A 25,507-nucleotide genomic window follows, 5' to 3' on the forward strand; every position below is an offset into this window, starting at 1 on the left:
GTCGTCTCACGATTCTATGCATGCTGCTGTGCATTGTCGAACTGTGTTAGCCTTCGCCCGGTTCGAGGCCGGGGTCGGTCGGGCGTGGCCTGGCGGGTGACGGCGGAGCAGACGGGAGCAAACGGGATATGAAAGCGCGGGTGAAGTGGCTCGAGGGTGCGGCCATGGTCGGCATGGCCGGCGATGCGGGGTCCGAACATTCAGTGGTGATGGACGGACCGCCCCAGTACGGGGGGCGCAACCTCGGTCCTCGACCGATGGAGCTGCTGTTGATCGGCATGGGTGGCTGCACCCAGTTCGATGTGATGCAGATCCTGCGCAAGGCCCGCCAGCAGGTCAGCGACTGCGTGGTCGAGCTCACGGCCGAGCGTGCCGAGCGCGACCCCAAGGTCTTCACCCGGATCCATGCGCACTTCATCGTCAGCGGACAGGGACTCGACCCCAAGCGGGTCGAGCGCGCGATCGCGCTCAGCGCCGAGAAGTACTGCTCGGCCTCGATCATGCTCGGCGCCACCGCCGAGATCACCCACGACTTCGAGCTGCGTGATACAGCCGTCTCCGTTGCGGATGCGCCACCACGTTAGCGCCCGCGCCTTCCGTTGTTTCCGAGGTTCCTGAGGAATGCCCAATCCGTTGAAGAAGCTGCGCCTGGAAGGGTTCAACAACCTGACCAAGTCGCTCAGTTTCAATATCTACGATGTCTGCTACGCCGACTCGGACGAGCAGCGCGAGGCCTATATCGAGTATATCGACGAGGCCTACAACGCCGAGCGCCTGACCGCGATCCTGACCGATGTCACCGAGATCATCGGCGCCAATATCCTCAACATCGCGCATCAGGACTATGAGCCCCAGGGTGCCTCGGTGACCATGCTGATCTCGGAGGAGCCGATCGCCGCCGAGGCGTTGTCGAACAACGCCACCCCGGGGCCGCTGCCCGAGGCGGTGGTGGCGCATCTCGACAAGAGCCACATCACCGTCCACACCTATCCCGAGACCAATCCCCAGACCGGGATCAGTACCTTCCGCGCCGATATCGACGTCTCGACCTGTGGTCGGATCTCGCCGCTGCGCGCGCTCAACTATCTGATCCACTCCTTCGAGTCGGATGTGGTCACCATGGACTACCGGGTGCGCGGCTTCACCCGCGACGTGCGTGGCAAGAAGCACTTCATCGACCACAACATCAGCTCGATCCAGAACTATCTCTCGAACGACACCAAGCGCAAGTTCCAGATGATGGACGTCAACGTCTATCAGGAGAACATGTTCCACACCAAGATGGTCCTCAAGCACTTCCGCGTCGATGACTATCTCTTCTGCATCAAGGCCAAGGACCTCTCCGATCGCGAGTACAAGCGCATCCACAAGCTGCTGCGCCGCGAGCTGAGCGAGATCTTCTACGGCCGCAACATCGGCCGCGAACTCGAGTTCATGGACCCGTGACGGCGGCGTAGCCGTCGGGTCTTAGCCGCCAGCGATCAGCCTCCAGCCACCAGTCGTCAGTGCGCCAGCCGTCGAGGACGGGCGCCCACTGGAGGCTGGTGGCCGGGAGCTGGTCGCGCTTTCCAGCCTCCAGCTATCAGCTGCCAGCCTCCAGCTGTCAGTGCGCCCGTCGTCGAGGTTGCGCGCCCACTGGAGGCCGGCGGCTGGTTGCCATTCATCCCTTGGCGTTCTTCGCGGCTTTGCGGTTCAGGTCGGGATAAGACCTGAACCACGAAGGCGCGAAGGACGCAAAGAGTGTCATGAGAGCGCGCGGTGGGCTGATCGTCCACGGTCCACCGCTCCCGCTCGCGCCTGCGAATGCCTTCCGACCTGAGCGATTCAACCGCCTGTTGTCAGTGCGCCCGTCGTCGAGGCTGCGCGCCCACTGGAGGCCGGCGGCTGGTTGCTATTCATCCCTTGGCGTTCTTCGCGGCTTTGCGGTTCAATCCGCTGGCCGCTGGCCGCTGGCCGCTGGCCGCTGGCCGCTGGCCGCTGGCCGCTGGCGGTTCTAGACTGTCGCAATCGGCCATGCGTTGAAGAGCTAAGGGAGGCAAGGGTGCTGATCGACGAGTTGATGACGACCTCTGGGGTCAAGTTCGGGACCAGTGGCGCTCGTGGGCTGGCGACGGCGATGACCGACCGGGTCTGTTACGCCTATGCCCATGCCTTTCTCCGTTATGTTCGTGACCAGGGGGCGCTGGCTGCCGGCACCGAGGTCGGCCTCGCCGGCGACCTGCGCCCGAGCACCGAGCGTATCCTCCGCGCCTGTGCCCGTGCCGCGCGTGATCTCGGTCTGGAACCGCGCGACCACGGTCGCATTCCCACCCCGGCGCTTGCGGCCTACGGTCTTGCCCGGGGCGTGCCGACGCTGATGGTCACCGGCAGCCATATCCCGGACGACCGCAATGGCATCAAGTTCAATCTGCCCAGTGGCGAGATCCTCAAGGACGACGAGGCGGCGATCCGCGCCCTGCCGGTGATCGCGCCCGGGGAGCTGTTCACCGCCGCGGGGGCCTTTGTCGACACCGCCGCCGCGCCGCTGCCGCCGGCGAGTGACGCGGCGCGCGGCGCCTATCTGCGGCGCTATCTCGACTTCTTCCCCGAGGGCTGTCTGCGCGGGCTGCGGGTCGGGGTCTACGAGCACTCGAGCGTGGCACGCGACTGTCTCGCCGAGCTGCTCGAAGCACTTGGCGCCGAGGTGCGGCGGCTGGCGCGCGCCGATCGGTTCGTGCCGGTCGATACCGAGGCGATCCGTCCCGAGGACGTCGCGCTGGCGCGTGAGTGGTGCGCCGATGGCGCGTTCGATGCGCTGGTCTCGGCCGATGGCGACGGCGACCGCCCGCTGGTCGCCGATGCCCGGGGCGAGTGGCTGCGCGGGGATATCGCCGGCATCCTCTGCGCTCGCCAGCTCGGCGCCGCGGCGGTGGTCACCCCGGTGAGCAGCAATACCGCAGTCGAGCGTTGCGGGGGCTTCACCGAGGTGCTGCGCACCCGTATCGGGTCGCCCTATGTGATCGCCGGGATGACGACGCTGCTCGGGCGTGGTCTGGCGCCGGTGGTCGGTTATGAGGCCAATGGTGGTTTCCTGCTCGGCAGCGCCATCGAGCGCGACGGGCGGGTGCTGGCGGCGCTGCCGACACGCGACGCGGTGATCGTCGCCCTCGCGTTGCTGCAGGCGAGCGCCGCGCGCGCATTGCCGCTCGCCGCGCTCGCCGCCGAGCTGCCGCCACGCTTCACCGCGAGCGATCGGCTGCGCGAGTTCCCCTCGGCGCAGGCGCAGTCGCGTATCGCTGCGCTCGCCGCCGATCCCGCGGCGATCGGCGCCTTGTTCGGTGAGGCGCTCGACGCCGTCGCCGAGGTCGACCAGACCGACGGGCTGCGGATCACCTTCGCCGCCGGCGAGATCGTCCATCTGCGCCCCTCGGGCAACGCCCCGGAGCTGCGCGTCTATGCCGAGGCCGACAGCGCCGAAGGTGCGCGGGCGCGGGTCGAGGCGACCCTGGCCCTGCTCGAGCGCTGGCGCGGCTGAGCCTGGCTCAGACCAGGAACAGGGTGGCGAGCCCGAGGAAGGCGACGAAGCCGACCACGTCGGTGACGGTGGTGAGGATCACCCCGCCGGCGAGCGCCGGGTCGATGCCGAAGCGCTCCAGCGCCATCGGCAGCAGCGCCCCGGCGAGGGCGGCGGCGAGCAGGTTGATGGTGATCGCCACGCCGATCACCAGCGCGATCTGCGGATCGCCGAACCAGTAGGCGGCGACCGCCGCCACCACCACCGCCCAGACCACGCTGTTGATCGCCGCCACCGCCAGCTCCTTCCACAGCAGCCAGCGGGCGTTCTTGCTCGAGAGCTGACCGATCGCCAGGCCGCGGATCGCCAGGGTCAGGGTCTGGGTACCGGCGATACCGCCCATGCTGGCGACCACCGGCATCAGCACCGCCAGCGCCACCACCTGCTGGATGGTGTCCTCGAAGCGACCGATCACCCAGGCGGCGAGGAAGGCGGTGAGCAGGTTCACCCCGAGCCACAGCGCGCGACGTCGCGCGCTGAGCAGCACCGGGGCGAACATGTCCTCGGTCTCGGAGAGACCGGCCTGGCCGAGGAACTGGTGCTCGGCCTCCTCGCGGATGACGTCCATCACGTCGTCGACGGTGATGCGCCCGAGCAGCAGTCCCGAGTCGTCGACCACGGGTGCGGTGACCAGGTCGTGCTGCTCGAAGCGGGTGGCCACCTCGCGCGCCCCCCAGGTCGCCGGGATCGCCTGCACCGCCAGGGTCATCGCCTCGGCCACCGTCTCCTCGGGGTCGTGGGTGAGCAGATCGGTGAGATAGAGTACGCCGAGATAGTAGCCCTCGCGGTTGACCACGATGAGGTTGTCGGTGATGTCCGGCAGCCCGTCCTTGAGTCGGCGCAGATAGCGCATCACCACGTCGAGCGTGACCTCGGGGCGGACGGTCACGGTGTCGGTGTTCATCAAGCCGCCGGCGCTGTCCTCGGGGAAGGCGAGGGCGGTCTGCAGCCGTTCGCGACGCTGCTGGTCGAGCGACTTGAGGACCTCGCTGGTGATGGTCACCGGCAGGTCCTGGATGAGGTCGGCGAGGTCGTCGGTGTCGAGCCCGCCGACGGCGGCGACCAGCTCGCCGGCGTCCATCTGGCTGATCAGCTGCTCGCGCACGTCGTCGTTGAGATAGGTGAGGATCTCGCCGTCGTACTCGGCATCGACCAGACTCCACACCAGCTCGCGCTCCTTGGGCGGCTGCGACTCCAGCAGGTGGGCGATCTCGGCCGGCTGCAGTGCATTGAGCATGCGCGCGGCCTTGCGCATGGCGCCCTGCTCGAGAACCTGGTGAAGATCGGCGAAACGCTGGTCGTCAGTGGTGCTGGGTGCTGCGGCTGTCATGGCTGCCCGTGGCTGCTGTGATTGGGAGGCGCTCGCCGGGCGCGGGGTGGCGGTGCATCGCGGGGGCCGGCGCTCGGTTGCGCCTATCCTAACAGAGCCGATGGGAGGGGCCTGGGGGCGGCGTCAATCGGTGTTGAGTGCCGCGAGCAGGTCCTGTGGGTCGGCCTCGTCGAGCCGGGCGAAGAGCGCCTCGGTGCGTCGCTGCAGGGTGCTGGTGTCGGCGGCGAGCACCACCTCCTTGACGTCGAGCAGGGCACCGGGCTGCATGCTGAACTCGCGCAGCCCGAGCCCCAGCAGCAGACGGGTGAAGCGCGCGTCGCCGGCCATCTCGCCGCACATCCCGACCGGGATGCCGCGGGCGCGACCGGCCTCGATGGTCATGCGGATCAGCCGCAGGATCGCCGGGTGGGTGGGGTCGTAGAGGTCGTTGACGGCGTCGTCGAGGCGATCGATGGCGAGGGTGTACTGGATGAGGTCATTGGTGCCGATCGAGAGGAAATCGCAGTGACGGGCGATGGCCCCGGCGGCGAGCGCCGCGGCCGGCACCTCGATCATCGCGCCGAGCGGTAGCGCCGGGTCGTGCGCCAGCCCCTCGCTGGCGAGTTCGCGCTTGAGCTGCTCGAGCAGTTGGCGTACCGCCATGACCTCGCGCACCCCCGAGACCATCGGCAGCATCAGCCGCACCGGACCGAGCGCCGAGGCGCGCAGGATGGCACGCAGCTGTGGTCGGAACAGTGCCGGTTCCTTGAGACAGAGACGGATCGCGCGCAGCCCCAGCGCGGGATTGCCGCTCGGCTCGATGGGCTGGGCGGCGCTGTCCTTGTCGGCACCGAGATCGAGGGTGCGGATGGTGGTGGGGATGCCGCCGAGTCCCTCGATCATCGCCGCGTAGCTGGCGAACTGCTCTTCCTCGTCGGGCAGGTCGAGGCGGTTCATGTAGAGGAACTCGGTGCGGTAGAGTCCGACGCCGGCGGCGCCGTTGGCGCGCGCCGTCTCCACGTCCTCGGGCAGCTCGAGGTTGGCCTGGAGGCCGACTGCGATGCCGTCGCGGGTGCGCGCGGCGCGTCCGATCAGTCGGCGCAGCCGGTGCTGGCGCGCCTCGGCGGCGCGGACGCGATCACGGAAGTGGGCGATGGTGAGGTCGTCGGCATCGCACAGCACGGTGCCGTTCTCGCCGTCGACCACCAGGAACTCGCGCGGCTCGATGTAGCGGGTGATGTTGCGCACCCCGATCACCGCCGGGACCCCGAGGCTGCGCGCGAGGATCGCGGTGTGCGACATCGGCCCGCCGAACTCGGTGACGAAGCCGGCGATGCCGCGGTGGTGGAGCAGGATGGTGTCGGCCGGGGTGAGGTCGCGGGCGACCACCACATGGCCGTCGAGATCGTGCTCGGGCAGGCGCGGCTCCGGGGACTCGCCGGCGAGGAAGGACTGGATCTGGTGGACGACGTGCTCGACGTCGTCACGGCGGGTGCGCAGATAGGGGTCGTCCATCTCGTCGAAGATGCGCACCAGGGTGTCGCGCTGCTGCTGCAGCGCCCACTCGGCGCTGCAGCGCTCGGCGCTGACGATGCGCCGGACCTCCTCGACCAGCGCCGCGTCCTCGAGCATCAGCAGATGGGTATCGATGAATTCGGCGATGTTCTGCGGGGTCTGGGTGGGGATCTGCGCGCGCACCGCCTCGAGCGCGCCACGTGCCGAGGCGATCGCCCGCTCCAGCCGCTCGAGTTCGGCGGGCACCTGCTCGTCGCTGATCTCGATATGGCCGATGGTGGCCAGGCTGCGACTGTCGACCAGCGCCGGCCCGAGCGCGATGGCGCGCGTCGAGTGGATGCCGATGCCCTGATAGGCGATGGTCACTCGCCTTCCCCGAAGCGGTCGCCGATGAGTTGCTCGATCGCCGTCAGTGCAGCGGCCTCGTCCTCGCCCTCGGCGCTGACGGTGATCCAGGTGCCGCGGCTGGCGGCCAGCATCATCACCCCCATGATGCTCTTGCCGTTGACGCGCTGACCGCGGCGCTCGACCTCGATGCGGCTGGTGAAGCCGTTGGCGCACTGCACCAGCTTGGCCGCAGCGCGGGCGTGGAGGCCGAGTTTGTTGATGATCTCGAAGTCCTTGCTGGTCATGCGTCCTGCTCCTGGCAGCGAATCACACCCTCGCGCCCGCCCTCGAGCGCCTTCTCGGCGACGCTGTCGAGGTCGAGCTCGGCATAGTTGAGCGCGCGCAGCAGCATCGGCAGGTTGACCCCGGAGATCACCCGCACCCGGCGTCGCTGCTCGTGCAGCGCCAGGGCGATGTTGGCCGGGGTGGCACCGTAGAGATCGGTGAGCACCAGTACGCCGCCGCCCTGGTCGAGTCGGTCGACGCAGTCGAGCGCCTCGCGCAGCATGCACTCGCAGGGACGGTCGTTGACCAGTTCGAGCGCTTCGGTGGCTGCCGGCTCGGTGCCGAGGATGGCGCTGGCGATGCGCAGCAGGTCGCCGCCGAGTGGCTGGTGGGTGATGAGTAACAGTCCGATGCTCACGGTAACTCCCGGTGTCTGACCAGCACCTTGTGACCGGTCTGCTCGAAGTGACGGCGCAGCGCCTCAGTCATGTAGACCGAGCGATGCTGGCCGCCGGTACAGCCGATGGCGATGGTGAGATAACTGCGCCCGTCAGTCTCGAAGCGCGGGATCCAGCGGTCGAAGAAGGCGAGCATGTCGTCACGCATCTCGCCGACCTCGGTGCTGGCGTCGAGGAACTCCATCACCGGCTGATCGAGTCCGGTCAGTGGCTTGAGTTCCGGCTGCCAGTGCGGGTTGGGCAGGCAGCGCACGTCGAAGATGAAGTCGACGTCCTTGGGCACGCCGTGCTTGAAGCCGAACGACTGCAGCAGGATCGAGACCTTGGGCGAGTCGCTGCCGACGAGGTGGGCGCGGACCAGGTCGCGTAGTTCGTGCACATTGGTGTGGGTGGTGTCGATACGGATCTCGGCGCAGCGGCCGATGGCCTCGAGCAGACGGCGCTCGAGGCGGATGGCCTCGTCGAGCGAGCGGTTGCCGCGGGTGAGCGGGTGACGCCGCCGGGTCTCGCTGAAGCGGCGCTTGAGGGTGTCGGTGTCGGCGTCGAGGAACATCACCCGACAGTCGATGCCCTGGGCGCGCGCCTCCTCGATCAGCTCCGCGAGCCGACCGAGCGCGCGCGGGCTGGTGCGCGCGTCGATGCCCACCGCGGTGCTGGAGAAGCCGTCGTCGGGGGCCTTGCGCAGCCCCGCGACCAGGTCCTTGAGCAGGAACAGCGGCAGGTTGTCGATGCAGTAATAGCCAAGGTCCTCGAGCGTATGCAGGGCGACGCTCTTGCCCGAGCCGGACAGGCCACTGAGGATGACGAGTTTCATGGGCTGCGGGTTGCTCCGGGCCGGTCCCGATCGAGGTCGGGAGCGGTGCTAGGGTCTGGATCCGGGGCCGGGCGGGTCGGGGCGGTCGAGACGGATCGCCCGCGCCTGCCGGTCGATGAAGTCGACGCCGGCGTCATAGCCACGGATACGTAGGATCTGGTGGCGCACTGCCGCTTCCACCAGGATGGCCAGGTTGCGTCCCGGCGCCACCGGCATGGTGATGGTCGGGATCGCCACCCCGAGCACGTCGGTTGCCGAGAGGCTGCCGGTGAGCCGGTCGAGACCGGCGATCTGTTGCTGGTCGAGGGGTTGCAGATCGATGATCAGGTTCAGCGTCTTGCTGCGCTGGACCGCGCCCTCGCCGAACATCGCGCGGATGTTGAGGATACCCAGCCCGCGCACCTCGAGGAAGTCCCGCAGGGTCTCCGGGCAGGTGCCCTCGATGGCCTCCGGGGCGATGCGCGCGAAGCGCGGCGCGTCGTCGGCGATGAGCCGATGACCGCGGGTGATCAGGTCGAGCGCCAGCTCGCTCTTGCCCACCGCCGGATCGCCGACCAGCAATACCCCCATCCCCAGCACCTCGATGAAGACGCCGTGCAGGGTCTGGCGCTCGGCCAGGGCGTGGGTGAGAAAATAGCGCAGGTGGTTGATCAGCTCCTCGTCGCCGAGCGGCGAGCCGAGCAGCGGGGTGTCGTGCTCGGCGGCGAAGGCGAAGAAGGCGGGGTGGGGCTCGAGGCCGTCGGCGAACAGGATCGCCGCCGGCTGCTCGGCGAAGAGTTGCTCGAGGGTTTCCTCGAAGGCGGTGCGTCCCAGTGCCTGGAGATAGCGCTGCTCGGCGCGCCCGATCACCTGCAGACAGTTGGGGTGGATGCAGTTGAGCGAGCCGATCAGCGACTCGCGCGAGCGTGCGCGCTCGGGCCGGCGCAGTGGGGAGCCTTGTTCGGGCTCGCCGTTGAGCCAGCGCAGCTGCAGCCGCGGGCCGGTCTGTTCGAGGAGTGACTGGAGGCTGTCGAGCATGGCCCAGGTCGGCGTGGCGCTAGCGCGCCTCGCTCGTCTCGATCAGTTGCAGCACGCTCGCCGCCGAGCCGGCCTCGCGCAGCGCGGCGCGGGTGGCCGGGTCGCTGAACATGCCGGCGAGCCGGGCGAGCAAGCGCAGATGCTCCTCGGTGGCGCTCTCCGGGACCAGCAGGGCGAAGGCGAGATCGACCGGCTCGCCGTCGATCGCGTCATAGTCGACCCCGGTGCTGGTGCTGACGAAGGCTCCGAGCACCTCGTTGATCTCCTTGATGCGGGCGTGCGGCAGCGCCACACCGTGACCGAGTCCGGTGCTGCCGAGTCGCTCGCGCTCGAGCAGACGCTCGAAGACGAGTTCGGTGTTGAGACGGGGGTGGTCGTTGGCCAGCAGCTCGGCGAGCGTCTCGAGCAGCCGCTTCTTGCTGGCGATCTCGGCACCGCAGCTGACTCGGGCCTCGCTGATCAGGTCTGGACTGAACATCGGTCAAGGCTCCTGGTGGTCGCAGGGACAGGGGCGCTGGGCGGTGACGGTGTCCGGTGTCCATACCGGCGGGTGATCGGGGCGCGTGGTCGTGGTCATGGATTCTGGGTGTCCTTCGAGTCGTCGGAGCCCGCAGGTGTCGATATCGGCTCGGATCTCAGGGTCTCAATGCAAAACACCCCGAACGGCGCGATCACGGATCCGTTCGAGGTGTCGGTGCGTCGGTCCGGCGGGTGTCGGGTGTCCCGACGCCCCGCCGACGCATGGGCCATCAGGCCGTTGCCGGGCTATTCGGTATCGGCCTCGGCGTCGGCCTCGGCTTCAGAGTCGGCCGCCTTCGGGCCGGGTGCGCTGCGATAGTCGTTCTTCTTCTCCTTGTGGCGCAGGATCTGGCGATCGAGCTTGTCGGTCAGGCCGTCGATCGCGGCATACATATCTTCATGCACGGAGTCGGCGAAGAGCTTCCCACCATTGATGTGCAGCGTCGCCTCGGCCTTCTGGTCGAGCTTCTCAACGCTGAGAATGACGTGGGCATTGGTGACGTGGTCGAAGTGACGCGCCAGGCGTGCGAATTTGCTGTCGACGTAGTCGCGCAGTGCCTCGGTGATGTCGACGTGATGACCCGTCAGATTGATTTGCATCATTGGACTCCTTACAGGGGTTCCAAACAGCCTGCTCATGCCAGGCGTTTGCGCTCGTTCGAGGCTGGAATACCCATGGCCTCGCGGTACTTGGCGACGGTTCGACGCGCGACCTGGATGCCGCGATCGGCCAGTTCGGCCGCGATCTTGCTGTCGCTCAAGGGTTTTCTGGCAGGTTCGGCGGCGATCAGCTTACGAATGAGCGCGCGGATCGCCGTTGATGAACACTCCCCACCAGAAGTGGTGCTGACGTGGGACGAGAAGAAGTACTTGAACTCCAGGGTGCCCCTCGGCGTATGCATGTATTTCTGCGTGGTGACCCGGGAGACGGTCGACTCGTGCAGCTCGAGCGCCTCGGCGACGTCGCGCAGCACCATCGGCCGCATCGCCTCCTCGCCGTGCTCGAAGAACGCCTGCTGCATCTCCACGATCTTGGCGCCCACCCGCAGCACGGTGTCGTTGCGGCTCGCCAGGCTCTTGATGAACCAGCGCGCCTCCTGCAGGTGGTTGCGCATGGTGACGCTGTCGCTGCTGGTGTCGGCGCGCCGGATCAGCCGGGCGTAGTCTGCGTTCACCCTCAGTTTAGGTGTGGATTCCGGGTTGAGTTCCACCGACCAGCGACCATTCTCTCTGCGCACGAAGATGTCGGGTACAACGTACTCCGGGGGCTCCTGCGCGATCAAGTCGCCGGGGTGCGGGTTGAGCTGGCAGATCAGCGTGAGTGCACCACGAATCTCGGGCTCGGTCTGCTTGAAGCGGCGCATCAGCGCGGCGATGTCCTTGCGCGGCAGGTGCTCGAAGCCGTCGCGACAGATCGCCAGCGCGAGGTCGCGCTGCGGGGTCTCGGCGGGGAGCTGCCGCAGCTGGATCTGCAGGCACTCGGCGAGATCGCGGGCGCCGACCCCCGGGGGATCGAACGACTGCACCCGGTGCACCATGGTGGCGATCTCCTCGAGGCTGATCTGATCGTCGCCGATGGTGCTCAGCAGCTCGTCGAGATCGGCCCGAAGATAGCCGCGCGCGTCGATGGCATCGATCACCGCCTCGGCGATCATCTCGTCGCGCTCGCTCAGCCGGATCAGGTTGAGCTGCCAGAGGAGGTGATCGTGCAGGGTCTGAGGGCGGCTCTGGTGGAGGAAGGGGTCGAAATCGGCGTTCTCGGCGCTGCCCTGGGTGCTCGGCGGTAGATAGCCGTCGTAGACATCGGCCCACTGGGTGTCGACCGGGAGCTCATCGGGGATCTCGTTGGTCTCGCCCTGGAGCTCACGCTCGGCGCTGCCCTGCTCATCGCTGGGCGGGGACTCGTGTGCGCCATTGCCGCTGTCCTCACCGTTGGCGGCGAAGCGGTCGGCCTCCTCGGCCTCCTCGAGCATCAGGTTGGAGTCCAGCGCCTCCTGGATCTCCTTCTGCAGCTCGAGCGTCGACAGCTGCAGGAGGCGAATCGCCTGCTGCAGCTGGGGCGTCATCGTCAGGTGTTGGCCGAGGCGAAGCTGGATGGTTTGCTTCATGGATCGCCGATGCGTCTTGCGTCTGTCTCTATGCCGGGTCGATGACCGTCCTATGACGATTATAGGTCGGGTGGCAACAAAGGTGCCTGAGTCACGTCAAGCGCGCCCCCTGCCGGGGCGCGATGGTCTTCATCTTACTCCCAATATGTAGCAGCGGGGCGCGGATGCTGCCGCCTACATGCTACATGGCGAAGTCGGCGCCGAGATAGACGTCGCGTACCTGCTGGTTGGCGAGCAGCTCGTCGGGGCGGCCGGCGGCGATCACCTCGCCATTACTGATGATGTAGCCGCGATCGCAGATGTCGAGCGTCTCGCGCACGTTGTGATCGGTGATCAACACGCCGATGCCGCGCTCGCGCAGGTGCGAGACGATCGCCTTGATGTCGCCCACGGCGATCGGGTCGACGCCGGCGAAGGGCTCGTCGAGCAGCATCACCTTGGGGTCGACGGCCAGCGCGCGGGCGATCTCGAGACGACGGCGCTCGCCGCCGGAGAGGCTGAGTGCCAGCGACTCGCCGATATGGGCGATGCCGAGCTCCTCGAGCAGCTGCTCGCAACGCTGCTCGCGCTGCTCGCGGTCGAGGTCGCCGCGGGTCTCGAGGATCGCGAGGATGTTGTCGCGCGCGCTGAGCTTGCGAAACACCGAGGGCTCCTGCGCCAGATAGCTCAGTCCGGCGCGCGCGCGCGCATGCATTGGCATCAGGGTGACATCGTGCTCGTCGAGGGTGATGCGTCCCTGGTCGGCCGGGATCAGCCCGACGATGAGATAGAAGCAGGTGGTCTTGCCCGCGCCGTTGGGGCCGAGCAGCCCGACCACCTCGCCGGCCTCGACCTCGACGCTCACTCCCCGCAGGACCTCGCGGCTGCGATAACGTTTCTTGAGCTGTTCGGCGCGCAGTACGCTCATCCGTCGACCCCTGTCATGACTCCTCCTCGGGGGTGATGGTGATCCGCACCCGACCGCTGCCGCCGGCACGGAAGTGTTCGCGGGCACGGTCGTAGACGATGCGCTCGCTGGCGACGCGGTCCTCGCCCTGGATCAGTACCGCCTCGTCGATCAGCACCAGCTCGTCGCGGTCGGTGTCGAACTCCATGCGCCTGGCGAAGGCGCGGACCTCGCCCTGGTCGTCCTCGAGCAGTTGACGGAAGCGCGCCGGGGTGCCGATGGCGATGATCTGGCGCGGGCGGCGGTCCTCGCGGTGATAGACGGTCATGTGGTCGGCGTGCAGGCGCATGCTGCCCTGGGTGACCTCGACGTTGCCGACATAGATGCTGGTGCCCTCGGCCTCGCGTACCTCGACGTCGTCGGCCTCGATGTACATCGGTTGCTGGGGGTCGTCGTCGAGCGCGTTGGCCGGGTTCCAGCCGAACAACAGCAACAGTGCCAGCAGGCGCAGTGGAGGGCTCATGGTTGGGTCTCCTGGGTCGGGGCGAGCAGCATCCGGGTGCGACCGTGGAAGGTGGCGCGCGCCGGCTCGTCGTACCACAGCTGCATGCCGGTGGCGCTCAGCCAGTCCTCGCCGCTGGCCACCCGCACCGGCAGGTCGGTACGGGCATAGGCGCGCTGGTGCCAGACGTTGAGCTGCTCGGTCTCGATGTGCGCGGGCGGGGCCTCGGCGGTGGCGTCGCGCTCGAGATGGACGTCGCCGGTCAGCCGCACCTCCGCGCCGCCGTCGAGCACCAGCCCGTGCTCGGCGCGCGCGCGCCACGGCGGTCCGTCGGACTGGAACAGCTGCATGTGTGGGCGGTCGAGCTCGGAGAGATCCTCGGCGACGAACTGACGCAACTCGGTCGCGCTCAGGCGTCGGCTCGGTGCGCCGCTGGTGTCGGTCTCGAGCGCGGTGAACGCGTGGACCACGTAGTCGGGGACGCGGGGGCGTACGGTGGCCGGTCCCTGCGGCTGGTCGATGCGCTGGACCTGCCACCAGCCCGCGAGCCCGCTGAAGGCGAAGAAGGCGGCGAGCAGGTAGTAGCGCAGCGGCCAGTGCGCGCGGGTGCTCATGGACGCTGTCCGGCCAGTCGCGCGAGCGTCCCCTGAGCGTCCATGATCAGTTCGCAGAACTCGCGCGCGGCGCCGCGCCCGCCGTGCGCCGTGGTGTGCCAGTGCGCCTCGGCGCGTACCATCGGGTGGGCATCGGCCACCGCCGCGGCGAGCCCGACCTGGCGCATCACCGGCAGGTCGATGACGTCGTCGCCGAGATAGGCCACGGCGGCGTCCTCGACCCCCAGTCGCTCGCGCAGCTCGAGATAGGCGGCGAGCTTGTCGCGCTGGCCCTGGTAGACGTGGTTCACCCCCAATCCCTTCATCCGCATGGTGACCACCCGCGAGCTGCGCCCGGTGATCACCGCGAGGGTCACGCCGGACTCGCGCAACATCACCATGCCGTGACCGTCGCGGGCGTTGAACGCCTTGTATTCCTGACCGTCGTCGCCGAGATAGAGGCTGCCGTCGGTGAGTACGCCGTCGACGTCGAAGATCGCCAGACGAATGGCGGCGGCGCGGTTGCGGATCTCTTGCATCTCCCTGGTGACTCCTTGATGAGGAAGAAGGGGCGGGCCCCTGTGCGGCGCATTGTCGGGTGCGCGGGCGGTTTTGACCAGCGGGGGCAGTTTCAGACCACGCCCGCGCGCAACAGGTCGTGCATGTTGAGTGCGCCGACCGGGCGGCGCTCGTCGTCGAGCGCCAGCAGCGCGTTGATCGAGCGCGCCTCCATCAGCTGCAGCGCCTCGGCGGCGAGCGCGCCGGGGGAGATGGTGACACAGTCGCGGGTCATCACCGTCTCGATCCGGGTGTGGTGGACGTCGACGCCGCGATCGAGCGCACGGCGCAGGTCGCCGTCGGTGAAGATGCCGCACAGCCGCCCACCCTCGTCGACCACCGCGCTCATCCCCAGCCCCTTGCGCGAGATCTCCTCGAGGGTGGCCAGCAGGCTCGCCTCGCGCCCGACGCGGGGGACCCGTTCGTCGCGATGCATGATGTCGTCGACGTGCAGCAGCAGGCGCCGCCCCAGGCTCCCGGCCGGGTGCGAGCGGGCGAAGTCCTCGGCGGTGAAGCCACGCGCCTCGAGTAGCGCCACGGCGAGCGCATCCCCCATTGCCAGCGCCGCGGTGGTGCTGGTGGTCGGCGCCAGGCCGAGCGGGCAGGCCTCGGCCGAGACGGTGACATCGAGATGGACGTCGGCCTCGCGCGCCAGGGTCGAGTCGCGCCGCCCGGTCATCGCGATCATCGGCACCCCGAGGCGCTTGAGCACCGGCAGGATGGTGAGCACCTCGGCGGTCTCGCCGGAATTGGAGATCGCCACCACGACGTCGAGCGGGGTGATCATCCCCAGATCGCCGTGGCTGGCCTCGCCGGGGTGGACGAAGAAGGCCGGACTGCCGGTGCTCGCCAGGGTGGCGGCGATCTTGCCGCCGATGTGCCCCGACTTGCCCATGCCGGTGACCACGATGCGTCCGGCGCAGGCGAGCATGTAGCGACAGGCGGTGACAAAAGGGGTGTCGATCCGTGCGGCGAGCGCCGTGATCGCCTGGGCCTCGGTGTCGAGAACGGCACGGGCGAGATCGATGATGCGTTGGTGCTCGCCGGCATCGAGCGGCGCCAGACGGGCGCCGAGTTGTCGTCGTTCGGTCATGGTCTCGGGGATGGAGCCGATGAGTGGTCGGTCAAACCAAGAAAAATACACCATGCCACGCGGACATGTCGCATCGGGCGAGGGGCTGTCGCCAGCCGCCAGCCGCCAGGATTGAACCGCCACGCCGCAAAGAGCGCAAAGGTGTTCAAGTGGTCGGCGACCAGCGGCCCGTGGTCACGTGTCCTCAAGCGCTGGCGCCAATGGTGATGGCAGGCCGTGCTGTTGTCGAGGACGCACACCCACTGGCGACTGGAGGCTGGTCGCTGGAGGCCCTACCTCTTCTTTGCGCCCTTCGCGGCTTGGCGGTTCAATCTTCTTGGTCGCTGGCCGCCCTTTGCTTGACGCCCCGCGCCGGGGCCGCGAGAATTGCCCGCTTTGGCCGACCGATGCGTCGATAGCGACATTTCACCATGATGCCAAGCCAGGGCCCAGGCGGCGCGCCGGGCGTCCGGGTCGAGGACGCGTCTGCGGGCACCAATGGAGCCGCGCGGGCATCCGCCACCGACGATGTGCTGGTGCGGGTCCGCGACCTGACCTTCCGCCGCGGCGAGCGGGTCATCTTCGACGGGCTCGATCTCGACATCCGTCGCGGCGCCGTGACTGCGGTGATGGGACCGAGCGGGACCGGCAAGACCACGCTGCTCAAACTGATTACCGGACAACTGCGTCCTGACGCCGGTCGCGTCGAGATCGGCGGTGTGGCGGTGCACGAGCTCGACAAGAGCGCGCTCTATCGATTGCGCCGACGCATGGGCATGCTGTTCCAGAGCGGGGCGCTGCTGACCGATCTCAACGTCTTCGACAACGTCGCCTATCCGCTGCGCGAGCACACCGACCTCTCGCCTTCGCTGCTGCGCAAGCTGGTATTGCTGAAGCTCGAGGCGGTGGGGCTGCGCGGCGCGCGCGCGCTGATGCCGAGCGAGCTGTCCGGCGGCATGGCGCGTCGGGTAGCGCTGGCGCGGGCGATCGCACTCGATCCCGAGATGATCCTCTACGATGAGCCCTTCACCGGCCAGGACCCGATCTCCATGGGCGCGCTGGTGTCGCTGATCCGCCAGCTCAACGACGCGGCGAACCTCACCAGCGTGCTGGTGTCGCACGATGTGGCCGAGACCAGCCGGATCGCCGATCATGTCTATCTGATCTCGCACGGTCGGGTGGTCGCCCAGGGCTCACCGGCCGAGATCGCCGCCGAGCGCTCGACCTGGGTGCGCCAGTTCATGGACGGTCAGGCCGACGGGCCGGTGCATTTCCACTATCCGGGGCCCTCGCTGGCCGAAGACCTGCTGAGCCGGGGAGGACGCTGAGATGTTGTTCGATCCCCTGGCGCGACTCGGTCGCGGTGGGCTCGATGCCCTGGCGCGCTTCGGACGCGCCCATCGGCTGCTGCTGGCGATGGTGCTCGGCATCGGTGAGGTGCTGCGCCGGCCGCGGCTGCTGATCGCGCAGGTCTACAACGTCGGCGTGCTCTCGATGCTGATCGTCGGCGTCTCCGGGTTGTTCGTCGGCATGGTGCTGGCGCTGCAAGGCTACTATGTGCTGGCTCGCTTCGGCGCCGCCGAGAGCCTGGGGCTGATGGTCGCCGCCTCGCTGGTGCGTGAGCTCGGCCCGGTGGTCACGGCGCTGTTGGTGGCCGGTCGCGCGGGCTCGGCGCTGACCGCCGAGATCGGCCTGATGAAGGCCACCGAGCAGCTCGCCGGGCTGGAGTTGATGGCCGTCGATCCGGTGCGCCGGATCCTGGTGCCGCGGTTGTTCGGCGGGGTGTTGGCGATGCCGCTGCTGGCGGCGGTGTTCAGTGCCGTCGGCGTGATCGGCGGCTATTTCGTCGGCATCGGGCTGCTTGGCGTCGACGCCGGCGCCTTCTGGAGCCAGATGCAGTCGGCGGTCGATTTTCGCGAGGACGTGGTCAACGGTGTCATCAAGTCGCTGGTGTTCGGCGTGGTGGTGACCTGGATCGCGCTGTTCCAGGGCTATGACTGCAGCCCGACCTCCGAGGGCGTGAGCCGCGCGACCACCCGTACCGTGGTGCATGGCGCGCTGGCCGTGCTCGGGCTCGATTTCGTGCTCACCGCGTTGATGTTCGGAGGCTGATGAGATGGCAAGACAACGCAACATCGAGATCCTGGTCGGGGCCTTCATGGTCGCCGGCTTCGTCGCCCTGTTCTTCCTCGCGATGCAGGTCAGCAACCTCAATCTCGCCGGGGGCGACGAGGGTTATCGGCTCACCGCACGCTTTGCCAACGTCGGCAGCCTCAAGGCGCGTGCGCCGGTGAGCATGGCCGGGGTTCGGGTCGGGCGCGTGGAAGCGGTGGACTTCGATCCCCGCACCTTCGAGGCGGTGGTGACGCTGCGCATCGACTCGGCGGTCGACAACCTGCCGATGGACACCTTCGCCAACGTCTTCACCTCCGGGTTGCTCGGCGAGCAGTACGTCGCACTCGAGCCCGGCGGCAGCCCCGACGTGCTGCGCGACGGTGACGAGATCATGCAGACCCAGTCGGCGATGATCCTCGAGCAGATGATCGGACAATTCTTATTCAGTAAGGCAAGCGGAGACGGCTGATGTTGCGGCAACGTCATTTTCTATTGCTGGTGACCCTGGTGCTGGCGAGCCTCGGCAGTGGTCTGGCGAGCGCGGCCCAGGAGTCGGCCACCGCCCTGGTCGAGCGCACCACCATGCGCATGCTCGACACCCTCGAGCAGCGCCGCGCCGAGATCGAGCGCGATCCGAGCCTGATCTATGGTCTGCTCGAGGACCAGGTCGCGCCTCACTTCGACTTCGTGCGCATCACCCAGGGCGCGGTCGGTCGCTATTGGCGCGAGGCCAGTCAGGCGCAGCGCCAGCGTCTGGTCGACAGCTTCAAGCAGGTGCTGATCCGCACCTATGCGCGCTCGCTGCTGAGCTATTCGGGCGAGGAGATCCGCTATCTGCCGGTGCGCCCGAGTTCGCGCCCGAACATGGTGACCGTCGCCACCGAGGTTCAGCAGTCGGGCGGTTCGCCGATCCCGGTCGACTACCGCATGTACGACGGTGGTTCCGGCTGGAAGGTCTATGACGTGGTGATCAGCAATGCCAGCCTGGTCGGCAACTATCGCAGCGACTTCGCCACCGAGATCCAGCGCTCCGGGATCGACGGTCTGATCGCCCGGCTCGAGGACATGAACCTCAAGGGGCGCGAATGAGCGCCACCCGCCTGAGCGAGACCGCGCCGGGTCGCTGGCGTCTCGACGGCGTACTCGATCTCGCCACGGTCACCCGGCTGGCGGTCGAGGGCGAGGCGTTGCTGCGCGCGCCCACGACCGTCGAGATCGACCTGGCCGGCGTCAGCGCCGCCAACAGCGCCGGTCTGGCGCTGCTGCTCGAATGGCTCGACCTCGCCCGGGCGCGCGGCGTCGCGCTGAGCTATGCCAATCTTCCCGATTCGCTGCGGCGGATCGCGGCCTTTTCGAACATCCTGGAGTTGTTGCCGGTATCGACCACCCCGGCGGCGGCGCGATCGAGCTGACAGGGAGCCTGTGGTGGATGCTGGAGTGATGCTCGAGCCTGGGCCGGCGGCGGCGTGTCCGTCGCAATCGAAACAGAGCGAGGGAGCGGGCGCGAGCGCCTTTGTCCCTCAGGGGTTCGCCGAGACCATGGACAAGCTGCTGATTAACGGTGGGACCAGGCTCGATGGCGTGGTCGAGGCCTCGGGGGCGAAGAACGCGGCGCTGCCGATCCTCGCCGCCACCCTGCTGGCCGACGCGCCGGTGACCCTGACCAATATCCCGCGCCTGCGCGATATCGCCACCACCCTGGAGCTGCTCGGGCGGATGGGTGCGGCGCTGCGCCGCGAGGGTGATCGGGTCGAGGTCGAGCCGCGCACGCTGCACGACTTCGCCGCGCCCTACGAGCTGGTCAAGACCATGCGCGCCTCGATCCTGGTGCTCGGGCCGCTGCTCGCGCGCTATGGTCGTGCCGATGTCTCCCTGCCCGGGGGCTGCGCCATCGGCGCCCGCCCGGTCAACCTGCACATCGAGGGGCTGCGCGCGATGGGCGCCGAGATCACCGTCGAGGGCGGCTATATTCGCGCCCGCGCGCGCCGTCTGCGCGGGGCGCGGCTGGTGATGGAGATGGTCTCGGTCACCGGCACCGAGAACCTGATGATGGCCGCCGTCCTGGCCGAGGGCGAGACGGTGATCGAGAACGCCGCGCGCGAGCCCGAGGTGGCCGACCTCGGCGCCTTCCTCAATACCCTGGGGGCGCGCGTCGAGGGCGCCGGTAGCGATCGCATCCGCATCCAGGGCGTCGAGCGGCTCGGCGGCGGCAGCCATCGGGTGATGCCCGATCGCATCGAGACCGGCACCTTCCTGGTCGCCGCCGCCATGACCGGCGGGCGGGTGCGGGTCGAGCGGACCTGTCCCGAGGCGCTCGACGCGGTGGTACAGAAGCTGCGCGAGGCCGGCGCCGAGGTCGCGACCGGCGAGGATTGGATCGCCCTCGACATGCACGGTCGGCGCCCGCGCGCGGTCGACATCCACACCGCGCCGCACCCCGGTTTCCCGACCGACATGCAGGCCCAGTTCTGCGCCCTCAACAGCATCGCCGAGGGCGTCGGCACGGTCACCGAGACCATCTTCGAGAACCGCTTCATGCACGTCCCCGAGCTCGAGCGGATGGGCGCCGAGATCCGGATCGAGGGCAATACCGCCATCTGTCGCGGGGTCGGACGACTGACCGCCGCGCCGGTGATGGCCACCGACCTGCGCGCCTCGGCCGGTCTGGTGCTGGCCGGTCTGGTGGCCGAGGGCGAGACCCTGGTCGATCGCCTCTACCACCTCGATCGCGGGTATGACAACATCGAAGCAAAGCTGCACGCCCTGGGCGCCGATCTGCGGCGGACCTCGGGCGCGGACTAGGATCGCGACACCATGACAGCGAACACCCCCCTGACCATCGCCCTGTCCAAGGGCCGTATCTTCGAGCAGACCCTGCCGCTGCTGGCCCATGCCGGGATCCATCCGCTGGATGATCCGGAGCGCAGCCGCAAGCTGATCCTCGAGACCACGGACGCGCGGGTGAAGTTCGTCATCATCCGCGCCAGTGACGTCCCCACCTATGTCCAGTACGGCGCCGCCGATCTCGGCGTCGCCGGCAAGGACGTGCTGCTCGAGCACGGCGGCGAGGGGCTCTACGAGCCACTCGACCTGCGCATCGCCCGCTGCCGGCTGATGGTCGCCGGGCTGCCCGACAGCACGCCGCCGACCAACCGGCGCATGCGCATTGCCACCAAGTATGTGCGCAGCGCCGAGCGCTATTACGCCGCCAAGGGCGAGCAGGTCGATATCATCAAGCTTTACGGTTCGATGGAGCTGGCCCCGCTGGTCGGTTTGGCCGATCGTATCGTCGACCTCGTCGAGAGCGGCAACACGCTCAAGGCCAATGGCCTGGTGCCGCTCGAGCACATCAGCGACATCAGCTCGCGGCTGGTGGTCAACAAGGCCGCCTGGAAGATGAAGCATGCCGCGGTCAATGGGCTGCTCGAGAGCCTGCGCGAGGCGCTGGCAAGCAACCAGAATTGAATGCTATGGGGTCCGTGGCGACGGACCGGGAGTGACATCCGTGACCGAGATCCAACGTCTTGACACCACCGACGCCGACTACCAGGAACGGCTCGACGGCCTTCTGGCCTGGGAGTCGGTCTCCGACGATCGCGTCCAGCAGACGGTCGCCGAGATCATCCGCGAGGTGCGCGCGCGCGGCGACGCGGCGCTGATCGACTACACCGCCCGCTTCGATCGCTGGTCGCCGGCCAGTGCCGCCGACCTGGAGATCCCGCGCGCGCGTCTGGCCACCGCCTGGGAGCGCATCCCCGCGGCGCAGCGCGAGGCGCTGGAGCAGGCCGCCGCGCGCATCCGTGCCTATGCCGAGCACCAGTGCGTCGAGTCCTGGAGCTTCGAGGAGGCCGACGGCACCCTGCTCGGTCAGCAGGTCACGCCGCTCGATCGCGCCGGGCTCTACGTCCCCGGCGGCAAGGCGGCCTATCCCTCCTCGGTGCTGATGAACGCCATCCCGGCCAAGGTCGCCGGGGTCGCCGAGCTGATCATGGTGGTGCCGACCCCGGATGGCGAACTCAACGAGCTGGTGCTCGCCGCCGCGCACGTCGCCGGGGTCGATCGCGCCTTCGCCATCGGTGGCGCCCAGGCGGTGGCCGCGCTCGCCTACGGTACCGACTCGGTGCCGCCGGTCGACAAGGTCGTCGGTCCCGGCAACATCTATGTCGCCACCGCCAAGCGCGCGGTGTTCGGCCAGGTCGGCATCGACATGGTCGCCGGTCCCTCCGAGATCCTGGTGGTGTGCGACGGCCAGACCGATCCCGACTGGATCGCCATGGACCTCTTCTCCCAGGCCGAGCACGATCAGGACGCGCAGTCGATCCTGGTGAGCTGGGACCACGACTTCCTCGACCGGGTGGCGGCGAGCATCGATCGTCTGCTGCCGACCATGGAGCGCGCCGAGATCATCGCCACTGCGCTGCGCGCCCGCGGCGCGCTGATCGCCGCGCGCGACCTCGACGACGCCATCGCGGTGGCCAACCAGATCGCCCCCGAGCACCTCGAGCTGTCGCTGGCCGATCCGCAGGCGGTGGTCGGGCGCATCCGTCACGCCGGCGCCATCTTCATGGGTCGCTATACCGCCGAGGCCCTGGGTGACTACTGCGCCGGCCCCAACCACGTGCTGCCGACCTCGCGCACCGCGCGCTTCTCCTCGCCGCTGGGGGTCTACGACTTCCAGAAGCGCTCGAGCCTGATCATGGCCTCGGCGGCCGGTGCCGCCACGCTCTCGCGCACCGCCTCGGTGTTGGCGCGGGGCGAGGGTCTGACCGCGCACGCGCGCTCGGCCGAGTATCGCGGCGAGGACGCCGCCGAATAGCCTCTGGTGGCGTGACATGACCACGGTGATCGATGCGTTGGTCCGCCCCGAGATCCAGGCCATACCGGCCTACCGGGTCGCGGCGGCGGACGGGATGATCAAGCTCGACGCGATGGAAAACCCCTACGGCTGGCCCGATGAGTTGAAGGCGGAATGGCTCGAGACCCTGCGCGGGCTCGATCTCAACCGCTACCCCGACCCCAATGGCGAGGCGCTGCACACGGCGCTGCGCGAGACCATGGGGATCGGCCCCGAGTTCGAGCTGTTGCTCGGCAACGGCTCGGACGAACTCATCCAGATGCTGGCGATGACCGTCGGCGGCCCCGGACGGCGGCTGCTGTCGCTCGATCCGGGGTTCGTGATGTATCGCCAGATCGCCCAGTGCGCGGGCATGGAGTACGTCGGCGTGCCGCTGCGCGCCGACTTCGCCATCGACCTGCCGGCGGTGCTCGCAGCGATCGAGCGCGAGCGTCCGGCGTTGATCTTCCTCGCCTATCCCAACAACCCCACCGGCAACCGCTTCGACTCCGAGGACATGGTGCGCATCATCGAGGCTGCCCCCGGTCTGGTGGTGGTCGACGAGGCCTATGCGCCCTTCACCGATACCAGCTTCCTCGGTCTGCTCGGCGACTGGCCCAACCTGCTGGTGATGCGCACCGTCTCGAAGATGGGGCTGGCGGGGCTGCGTCTGGGCTATCTGGTGGGGCCGCGCGACTGGCTGGCGCAGATCGACAAGACCCGGCTGCCCTACAACATCAACGTCCTCACCCAGGTCTCGGCGGTGTTCGCACTGCGTCACAAGGCGCTGTTCGACGCCCAGACCCGGGCGATCCGCGAGGAACGCGCGCGGCTGTTCGCGGCGCTCGCCGCGCTCGACGGCCTGCACCCCTATCCGAGCGAGGCCAACTTCATCCTCGTGCGTACCCCCAGGGGGCGTGCCGGTGGTCTGTTCTCGGCGCTGTGCGAGCGCGGCGTGCTGGTGAAGAACCTCGACGGCAGCGACCCGGCCCTCGCCGACTGTCTGCGCATCACCGTCGGCACCCCGGAGGAGAACGCAGCGCTCGTCGATGCGCTGCGGGCGGCCTTGTGCGCGAGCGGCTGATCGACGACTTCGGCGCCGCCGATGGCCGCTCGTGCCTCGGCACCCGCTGGCGGCTGGTCGCCGATCAGGTGATGGGCGGGCGTTCGCAGGGCACGCACTGGTACGGTGAGGAGGACGGTCGGCGGGTGCTGTGCATGCGCGGCGCGGTGAGCCTGGCCGAGGGTGGCGGATTCCTCCAGCTGTTGCTGCCGCTCGTCGAATCGGGGACCCTCGATGCCGGTGACTTCACCGGGGTCTGGCTGCGGGTGCGCGGCAACGGTGAGGATTACAACCTCCATCTCAAGAGCGACGCGCTGCACCACCCCTGGCAGTCCTATCGCGCGGGATTCACCGCGACCCCGGCGTGGCGCACCTGCCATCTGCCCTTCGCCGCGTTCAGGCCGCACCGTGTCGATCGCCCGCTCGACCCGCGTCGGCTGACCCGGCTGGGTGTGGTCGCCATCGGTCGCGCCTTCGAGGCTGAACTCTGTCTCGACGCCATCGGGCTCTATCGCGACTGATCCTGTCGTGATCGGTGGCTATCTGCTGCTCTTCGTCTCGGCCTTTCTCGCCGCGACCCTGCTGCCGGCCTCCTCCGAGGTCGCCCTCTACGCGCTGTTACAGGCCGGGGCCACGCCTTGGCTGCTGCTCCTCGTCGCCACCCTCGGCAACACCCTGGGGTCGTTGCTCAACTGGTGGCTGGGGCAGGCGTTGTTGCGCTTCCAGGATCGGCGCTGGTTCCACTTCACCCCGGCGCAGATCGCCGCCGCGCAGACACGTTTCGCCCGCTACGGGGTATGGACCCTGTTGTTCGCCTGGACGCCGCTGATCGGTGACGCCCTGACCCTGGTCGCCGGGGTGATGCGGGTACCGCTGCGGCTGTTCCTGCCGCTGGTCGCCCTCGGCAAGGGTGCGCGCTATGCGCTGATCCTGTGGCTGGCGAGCTGAGCGCTGCCGCTACCACAGCCGCAACAGGAAATAGAGCGTCATGCTCAGGGTGACGGTGAGCAGCACCCGATGGGTGCGCCAGGCGAGCAGCGCGGCCAGGGTGGCGGCGGCGAGCTCGGGGAGGGCGAGGGCGAACCGGCCGGGCTCGCCGTGGATGAACACCACCGGGCCCCAGATCGCGGTGAGCACCGCCGGGCCGGCATAGCGCAGCATGCCGCGCAGATGGCGGTTGAGCCGCAGCGGCAGCGCCGGTTCGAGGAACAGATAGCGGCTGGCGAAGATCACCAGGGTGAGGGCGAGCAGATCGAACAGGCTCATGGCGCCACCTGCTCGGTGACATAGCCCGCGCCCATCCCCGCCAGCGCGGCGAGCACCAGTCCGCCGGGGATACCCAGATGGGCGGCGAGCACCGCCACCACCAGTGCGCTCAGCGCCGCGACCCACAGCGGCCGGTCGACCAGGTTGGGGACGACGATGGCGATGAAGGTCGCCGCCACCGCGAACTCCAGCCCCAGCCCCTCGATCCCGGGCAGGGTCTCGCCCATCACCACCCCGACCAGGGTCGCCAGATTCCACACCAGGTAGAAGACCAGTCCGGCGCCGAGCATGAACCAGCGGTCGAAGGCGGGGGCGTCGTGACGGGTGCAGACGGCAAACAGCTCGTCGGTGAGGAGAAAGCCCAGCGGCAGTCGCCAGCGCAGCGGCAGCGTGCCGACCCGGTCGCGCAGGCTGAGACCGTAGAGCAGGTGACGGGCGGTGATGAAGGCGGTGGCCAGCAACATGGCGGCGAGCGAGGCGCCGTCCTGGGCCATGCCGATCACCACCAGCTGGACCGCGCCGGCGAACAGGATCAGCGACAGTGCCTGACCCTCGAGCGGCGAGAGCCCGCTGCCGACGGCATAGGAGCCGGCGAGCAGTCCCCAGGGGACGACCGCCAGACAGAGTGGTGCGATCGCCACCGCGCCGCGCGCGAGACGTCTGCCGGGGTGAGGGAGCGGTGCTGCGTTCATGCGGTTTCTAGTGCTGTTGTG

General features: G+C 68.6%; 30 protein-coding genes. 14 read left to right on the plus strand and 16 right to left on the minus strand.

Going from position 1 to position 25,507, the window contains the following annotated elements; genetic code table 11:
- The first annotated feature begins 128 nt into the window (after nucleotides 1-128).
- The 3 genes from EDC29_RS05830 (at nucleotide 129) to EDC29_RS05840 (ending at nucleotide 3,514) form a co-directional block, all read left to right on the plus strand.
- Entirely contained in the window at nucleotides 129-584 is a 456-nt protein-coding gene (locus EDC29_RS05830; RefSeq protein ID WP_132228982.1) for an OsmC family protein, read from the plus strand.
- A gap of 37 nt (nucleotides 585-621) precedes the next feature.
- Nucleotides 622-1,446, plus strand: a complete 825-nt coding sequence (gene speD, locus EDC29_RS05835) for an adenosylmethionine decarboxylase (RefSeq protein ID WP_123139544.1) — start codon at nucleotides 622-624, stop codon at nucleotides 1,444-1,446.
- Nucleotides 1,447-2,041: 595 nt separating this feature from the next.
- Nucleotides 2,042-3,514, plus strand: coding sequence for a phosphomannomutase (locus EDC29_RS05840; protein WP_132228984.1), 1,473 nt, complete (start codon nucleotides 2,042-2,044; stop codon nucleotides 3,512-3,514).
- Between the two features lie 7 nt (nucleotides 3,515-3,521).
- On the opposite strand, the gene mgtE is transcribed toward EDC29_RS05840, so the two are convergent.
- The 14 genes from mgtE to EDC29_RS05910 form a co-directional block, all read right to left on the minus strand.
- Nucleotides 3,522-4,883 carry a magnesium transporter gene (gene mgtE / locus EDC29_RS05845; RefSeq protein ID WP_123139542.1) on the minus strand — a complete coding sequence of 454 codons (1,362 nt, stop codon included), beginning with the start codon at nucleotides 4,881-4,883 and terminating at the stop codon, nucleotides 3,522-3,524.
- A gap of 123 nt (nucleotides 4,884-5,006) precedes the next feature.
- On the minus strand, nucleotides 5,007-6,743 hold the full coding sequence (gene ptsP, locus EDC29_RS05850) for a phosphoenolpyruvate--protein phosphotransferase (protein ID WP_123139541.1): 1,737 nt from the start codon (nucleotides 6,741-6,743) through the stop codon (nucleotides 5,007-5,009).
- Nucleotides 6,740-7,009 (minus strand): HPr family phosphocarrier protein, encoded by a 270-nt coding sequence (locus EDC29_RS05855; RefSeq protein ID WP_123139540.1) that lies wholly within the window; start codon nucleotides 7,007-7,009, stop codon nucleotides 6,740-6,742. The genes ptsP and EDC29_RS05855 overlap by 4 nt, the downstream gene beginning before the upstream one ends.
- Nucleotides 7,006-7,407 (minus strand): PTS sugar transporter subunit IIA, encoded by a 402-nt coding sequence (locus tag EDC29_RS05860; RefSeq protein ID WP_123142522.1) that lies wholly within the window; start codon nucleotides 7,405-7,407, stop codon nucleotides 7,006-7,008. Before EDC29_RS05860 ends, EDC29_RS05855 begins: the two co-directional genes overlap by 4 nt.
- The gene (gene rapZ / locus EDC29_RS05865; RefSeq protein ID WP_123139538.1) at nucleotides 7,404-8,261 is read right to left on the minus strand and encodes an RNase adapter RapZ; all 858 of its coding nucleotides are present in this window, start codon (nucleotides 8,259-8,261) and stop codon (nucleotides 7,404-7,406) included. The genes EDC29_RS05860 and rapZ overlap by 4 nt, the downstream gene beginning before the upstream one ends.
- A 48-nt stretch (nucleotides 8,262-8,309) precedes the next feature.
- Nucleotides 8,310-9,278, minus strand: a complete 969-nt coding sequence (hprK, locus tag EDC29_RS05870) for an HPr(Ser) kinase/phosphatase (protein WP_123139537.1) — start codon at nucleotides 9,276-9,278, stop codon at nucleotides 8,310-8,312.
- Nucleotides 9,279-9,297: 19 nt separating this feature from the next.
- Entirely contained in the window at nucleotides 9,298-9,756 is a 459-nt protein-coding gene (locus tag EDC29_RS05875) for a PTS sugar transporter subunit IIA (RefSeq protein ID WP_123142524.1), read from the minus strand.
- Between the two features lie 287 nt (nucleotides 9,757-10,043).
- On the minus strand, nucleotides 10,044-10,397 hold the full coding sequence (hpf, locus tag EDC29_RS05880) for a ribosome hibernation-promoting factor, HPF/YfiA family (RefSeq protein ID WP_062273339.1): 354 nt from the start codon (nucleotides 10,395-10,397) through the stop codon (nucleotides 10,044-10,046).
- A gap of 35 nt (nucleotides 10,398-10,432) precedes the next feature.
- Nucleotides 10,433-11,905 (minus strand): RNA polymerase factor sigma-54, encoded by a 1,473-nt coding sequence (locus tag EDC29_RS05885; RefSeq protein WP_123139536.1) that lies wholly within the window; start codon nucleotides 11,903-11,905, stop codon nucleotides 10,433-10,435.
- 181 nt (nucleotides 11,906-12,086) lie between these two features.
- Complete coding sequence (gene lptB, locus EDC29_RS05890) at nucleotides 12,087-12,812, minus strand: LPS export ABC transporter ATP-binding protein (protein WP_123139535.1); 726 nt, start codon at nucleotides 12,810-12,812, stop codon at nucleotides 12,087-12,089.
- A gap of 13 nt (nucleotides 12,813-12,825) precedes the next feature.
- A complete protein-coding gene (gene lptA, locus EDC29_RS05895) occupies nucleotides 12,826-13,314 on the minus strand; it encodes a lipopolysaccharide transport periplasmic protein LptA (protein ID WP_123139534.1) in 489 nt (162 codons plus the stop codon).
- Nucleotides 13,311-13,907: an LPS export ABC transporter periplasmic protein LptC gene (gene lptC / locus EDC29_RS05900; RefSeq protein ID WP_123139533.1), complete on the minus strand. Its 597-nt coding sequence runs from the start codon at nucleotides 13,905-13,907 to the stop codon at nucleotides 13,311-13,313. The genes lptA and lptC overlap by 4 nt, the downstream gene beginning before the upstream one ends.
- Nucleotides 13,904-14,425, minus strand: coding sequence for a 3-deoxy-manno-octulosonate-8-phosphatase KdsC (kdsC, locus tag EDC29_RS05905; RefSeq protein ID WP_005224482.1), 522 nt, complete (start codon nucleotides 14,423-14,425; stop codon nucleotides 13,904-13,906). Before kdsC ends, lptC begins: the two co-directional genes overlap by 4 nt.
- A gap of 92 nt (nucleotides 14,426-14,517) precedes the next feature.
- Nucleotides 14,518-15,537 carry a KpsF/GutQ family sugar-phosphate isomerase gene (locus EDC29_RS05910; RefSeq protein ID WP_123139531.1) on the minus strand — a complete coding sequence of 340 codons (1,020 nt, stop codon included), beginning with the start codon at nucleotides 15,535-15,537 and terminating at the stop codon, nucleotides 14,518-14,520.
- 410 nt (nucleotides 15,538-15,947) lie between these two features.
- On the opposite strand from EDC29_RS05910, the gene EDC29_RS05915 reads away from it, so the two are divergent.
- From EDC29_RS05915 to EDC29_RS05965, 11 genes are all read left to right on the plus strand, one after another.
- Nucleotides 15,948-16,844 carry an ABC transporter ATP-binding protein gene (locus tag EDC29_RS05915; protein WP_123139530.1) on the plus strand — a complete coding sequence of 299 codons (897 nt, stop codon included), beginning with the start codon at nucleotides 15,948-15,950 and terminating at the stop codon, nucleotides 16,842-16,844.
- Between the two features lies 1 nt (nucleotide 16,845).
- The gene (mlaE, locus tag EDC29_RS05920; protein ID WP_005224479.1) at nucleotides 16,846-17,628 is read left to right on the plus strand and encodes a lipid asymmetry maintenance ABC transporter permease subunit MlaE; all 783 of its coding nucleotides are present in this window, start codon (nucleotides 16,846-16,848) and stop codon (nucleotides 17,626-17,628) included.
- A 4-nt stretch (nucleotides 17,629-17,632) separates the two neighbouring features.
- Nucleotides 17,633-18,100, plus strand: coding sequence for an outer membrane lipid asymmetry maintenance protein MlaD (gene mlaD / locus EDC29_RS05925; RefSeq protein ID WP_123139529.1), 468 nt, complete (start codon nucleotides 17,633-17,635; stop codon nucleotides 18,098-18,100).
- Entirely contained in the window at nucleotides 18,100-18,720 is a 621-nt protein-coding gene (locus tag EDC29_RS05930; protein WP_123139528.1) for an MlaC/ttg2D family ABC transporter substrate-binding protein, read from the plus strand. Before mlaD ends, EDC29_RS05930 begins: the two co-directional genes overlap by 1 nt.
- Nucleotides 18,717-19,043: an STAS domain-containing protein gene (locus EDC29_RS05935; RefSeq protein ID WP_123139527.1), complete on the plus strand. Its 327-nt coding sequence runs from the start codon at nucleotides 18,717-18,719 to the stop codon at nucleotides 19,041-19,043. The genes EDC29_RS05930 and EDC29_RS05935 overlap by 4 nt, the downstream gene beginning before the upstream one ends.
- A 127-nt stretch (nucleotides 19,044-19,170) precedes the next feature.
- A complete protein-coding gene (murA, locus tag EDC29_RS05940) occupies nucleotides 19,171-20,433 on the plus strand; it encodes a UDP-N-acetylglucosamine 1-carboxyvinyltransferase (RefSeq protein WP_123139526.1) in 1,263 nt (420 codons plus the stop codon).
- Nucleotides 20,434-20,445: 12 nt separating this feature from the next.
- A complete protein-coding gene (hisG, locus tag EDC29_RS05945; protein ID WP_123139525.1) occupies nucleotides 20,446-21,096 on the plus strand; it encodes an ATP phosphoribosyltransferase in 651 nt (216 codons plus the stop codon).
- A gap of 40 nt (nucleotides 21,097-21,136) precedes the next feature.
- A complete protein-coding gene (gene hisD, locus EDC29_RS05950) occupies nucleotides 21,137-22,447 on the plus strand; it encodes a histidinol dehydrogenase (RefSeq protein ID WP_123139524.1) in 1,311 nt (436 codons plus the stop codon).
- A gap of 16 nt (nucleotides 22,448-22,463) precedes the next feature.
- Nucleotides 22,464-23,549, plus strand: a complete 1,086-nt coding sequence (gene hisC, locus EDC29_RS05955; protein WP_132228987.1) for a histidinol-phosphate transaminase — start codon at nucleotides 22,464-22,466, stop codon at nucleotides 23,547-23,549.
- Entirely contained in the window at nucleotides 23,534-24,049 is a 516-nt protein-coding gene (locus EDC29_RS05960) for a CIA30 family protein (RefSeq protein WP_132228989.1), read from the plus strand. The genes hisC and EDC29_RS05960 overlap by 16 nt, the downstream gene beginning before the upstream one ends.
- A 7-nt stretch (nucleotides 24,050-24,056) precedes the next feature.
- Nucleotides 24,057-24,476 carry a YqaA family protein gene (locus tag EDC29_RS05965; protein ID WP_132228991.1) on the plus strand — a complete coding sequence of 140 codons (420 nt, stop codon included), beginning with the start codon at nucleotides 24,057-24,059 and terminating at the stop codon, nucleotides 24,474-24,476.
- Between the two features lie 9 nt (nucleotides 24,477-24,485).
- Here the strand turns inward: EDC29_RS05965 and EDC29_RS05970 are convergent, their stop codons facing one another.
- The gene (locus EDC29_RS05970) at nucleotides 24,486-24,794 is read right to left on the minus strand and encodes an AzlD domain-containing protein (RefSeq protein WP_123139520.1); all 309 of its coding nucleotides are present in this window, start codon (nucleotides 24,792-24,794) and stop codon (nucleotides 24,486-24,488) included.
- Entirely contained in the window at nucleotides 24,791-25,486 is a 696-nt protein-coding gene (locus EDC29_RS05975; RefSeq protein WP_132228993.1) for an AzlC family ABC transporter permease, read from the minus strand. The genes EDC29_RS05970 and EDC29_RS05975 overlap by 4 nt, the downstream gene beginning before the upstream one ends.
- Nucleotides 25,487-25,507: the final 21 nt, after the last annotated feature.

The organism is Marichromatium gracile (assembly GCF_004343155.1).
In the GTDB taxonomy this organism is placed as follows: Bacteria; Pseudomonadota; Gammaproteobacteria; order Chromatiales; family Chromatiaceae; genus Marichromatium; species Marichromatium gracile.

What these genes read in the sequence shown, in the direction of transcription:
- EDC29_RS05830 (WP_132228982.1), top strand. Translation starts at nt 129, where the DNA reads ATGAAAGCGCGGGTGAAGTGGCTCGAGGGTGCGGCCATGGTCGGCATG.
- speD (WP_123139544.1), top strand. Translation starts at nt 622, where the DNA reads ATGCCCAATCCGTTGAAGAAGCTGCGCCTGGAAGGGTTCAACAACCTG.
- mgtE (WP_123139542.1), bottom strand. Translation starts at nt 4,883, where the DNA reads ATGACAGCCGCAGCACCCAGCACCACTGACGACCAGCGTTTCGCCGAT.
- EDC29_RS05855 (WP_123139540.1), bottom strand. Translation starts at nt 7,009, where the DNA reads ATGACCAGCAAGGACTTCGAGATCATCAACAAACTCGGCCTCCACGCC.
- rapZ (WP_123139538.1), bottom strand. Translation starts at nt 8,261, where the DNA reads ATGAAACTCGTCATCCTCAGTGGCCTGTCCGGCTCGGGCAAGAGCGTC.
- hprK (WP_123139537.1), bottom strand. Translation starts at nt 9,278, where the DNA reads ATGCTCGACAGCCTCCAGTCACTCCTCGAACAGACCGGCCCGCGGCTG.
- EDC29_RS05875 (WP_123142524.1), bottom strand. Translation starts at nt 9,756, where the DNA reads ATGTTCAGTCCAGACCTGATCAGCGAGGCCCGAGTCAGCTGCGGTGCC.
- hpf (WP_062273339.1), bottom strand. Translation starts at nt 10,397, where the DNA reads ATGCAAATCAATCTGACGGGTCATCACGTCGACATCACCGAGGCACTG.
- EDC29_RS05885 (WP_123139536.1), bottom strand. Translation starts at nt 11,905, where the DNA reads ATGAAGCAAACCATCCAGCTTCGCCTCGGCCAACACCTGACGATGACG.
- lptB (WP_123139535.1), bottom strand. Translation starts at nt 12,812, where the DNA reads ATGAGCGTACTGCGCGCCGAACAGCTCAAGAAACGTTATCGCAGCCGC.
- lptA (WP_123139534.1), bottom strand. Translation starts at nt 13,314, where the DNA reads ATGAGCCCTCCACTGCGCCTGCTGGCACTGTTGCTGTTGTTCGGCTGG.
- lptC (WP_123139533.1), bottom strand. Translation starts at nt 13,907, where the DNA reads ATGAGCACCCGCGCGCACTGGCCGCTGCGCTACTACCTGCTCGCCGCC.
- kdsC (WP_005224482.1), bottom strand. Translation starts at nt 14,425, where the DNA reads ATGCAAGAGATCCGCAACCGCGCCGCCGCCATTCGTCTGGCGATCTTC.
- EDC29_RS05910 (WP_123139531.1), bottom strand. Translation starts at nt 15,537, where the DNA reads ATGACCGAACGACGACAACTCGGCGCCCGTCTGGCGCCGCTCGATGCC.
- EDC29_RS05915 (WP_123139530.1), top strand. Translation starts at nt 15,948, where the DNA reads ATGATGCCAAGCCAGGGCCCAGGCGGCGCGCCGGGCGTCCGGGTCGAG.
- mlaE (WP_005224479.1), top strand. Translation starts at nt 16,846, where the DNA reads ATGTTGTTCGATCCCCTGGCGCGACTCGGTCGCGGTGGGCTCGATGCC.
- mlaD (WP_123139529.1), top strand. Translation starts at nt 17,633, where the DNA reads ATGGCAAGACAACGCAACATCGAGATCCTGGTCGGGGCCTTCATGGTC.
- EDC29_RS05930 (WP_123139528.1), top strand. Translation starts at nt 18,100, where the DNA reads ATGTTGCGGCAACGTCATTTTCTATTGCTGGTGACCCTGGTGCTGGCG.
- EDC29_RS05935 (WP_123139527.1), top strand. Translation starts at nt 18,717, where the DNA reads ATGAGCGCCACCCGCCTGAGCGAGACCGCGCCGGGTCGCTGGCGTCTC.
- murA (WP_123139526.1), top strand. Translation starts at nt 19,171, where the DNA reads ATGGACAAGCTGCTGATTAACGGTGGGACCAGGCTCGATGGCGTGGTC.
- hisG (WP_123139525.1), top strand. Translation starts at nt 20,446, where the DNA reads ATGACAGCGAACACCCCCCTGACCATCGCCCTGTCCAAGGGCCGTATC.
- hisC (WP_132228987.1), top strand. Translation starts at nt 22,464, where the DNA reads ATGACCACGGTGATCGATGCGTTGGTCCGCCCCGAGATCCAGGCCATA.
- EDC29_RS05970 (WP_123139520.1), bottom strand. Translation starts at nt 24,794, where the DNA reads ATGAGCCTGTTCGATCTGCTCGCCCTCACCCTGGTGATCTTCGCCAGC.
- EDC29_RS05975 (WP_132228993.1), bottom strand. Translation starts at nt 25,486, where the DNA reads ATGAACGCAGCACCGCTCCCTCACCCCGGCAGACGTCTCGCGCGCGGC.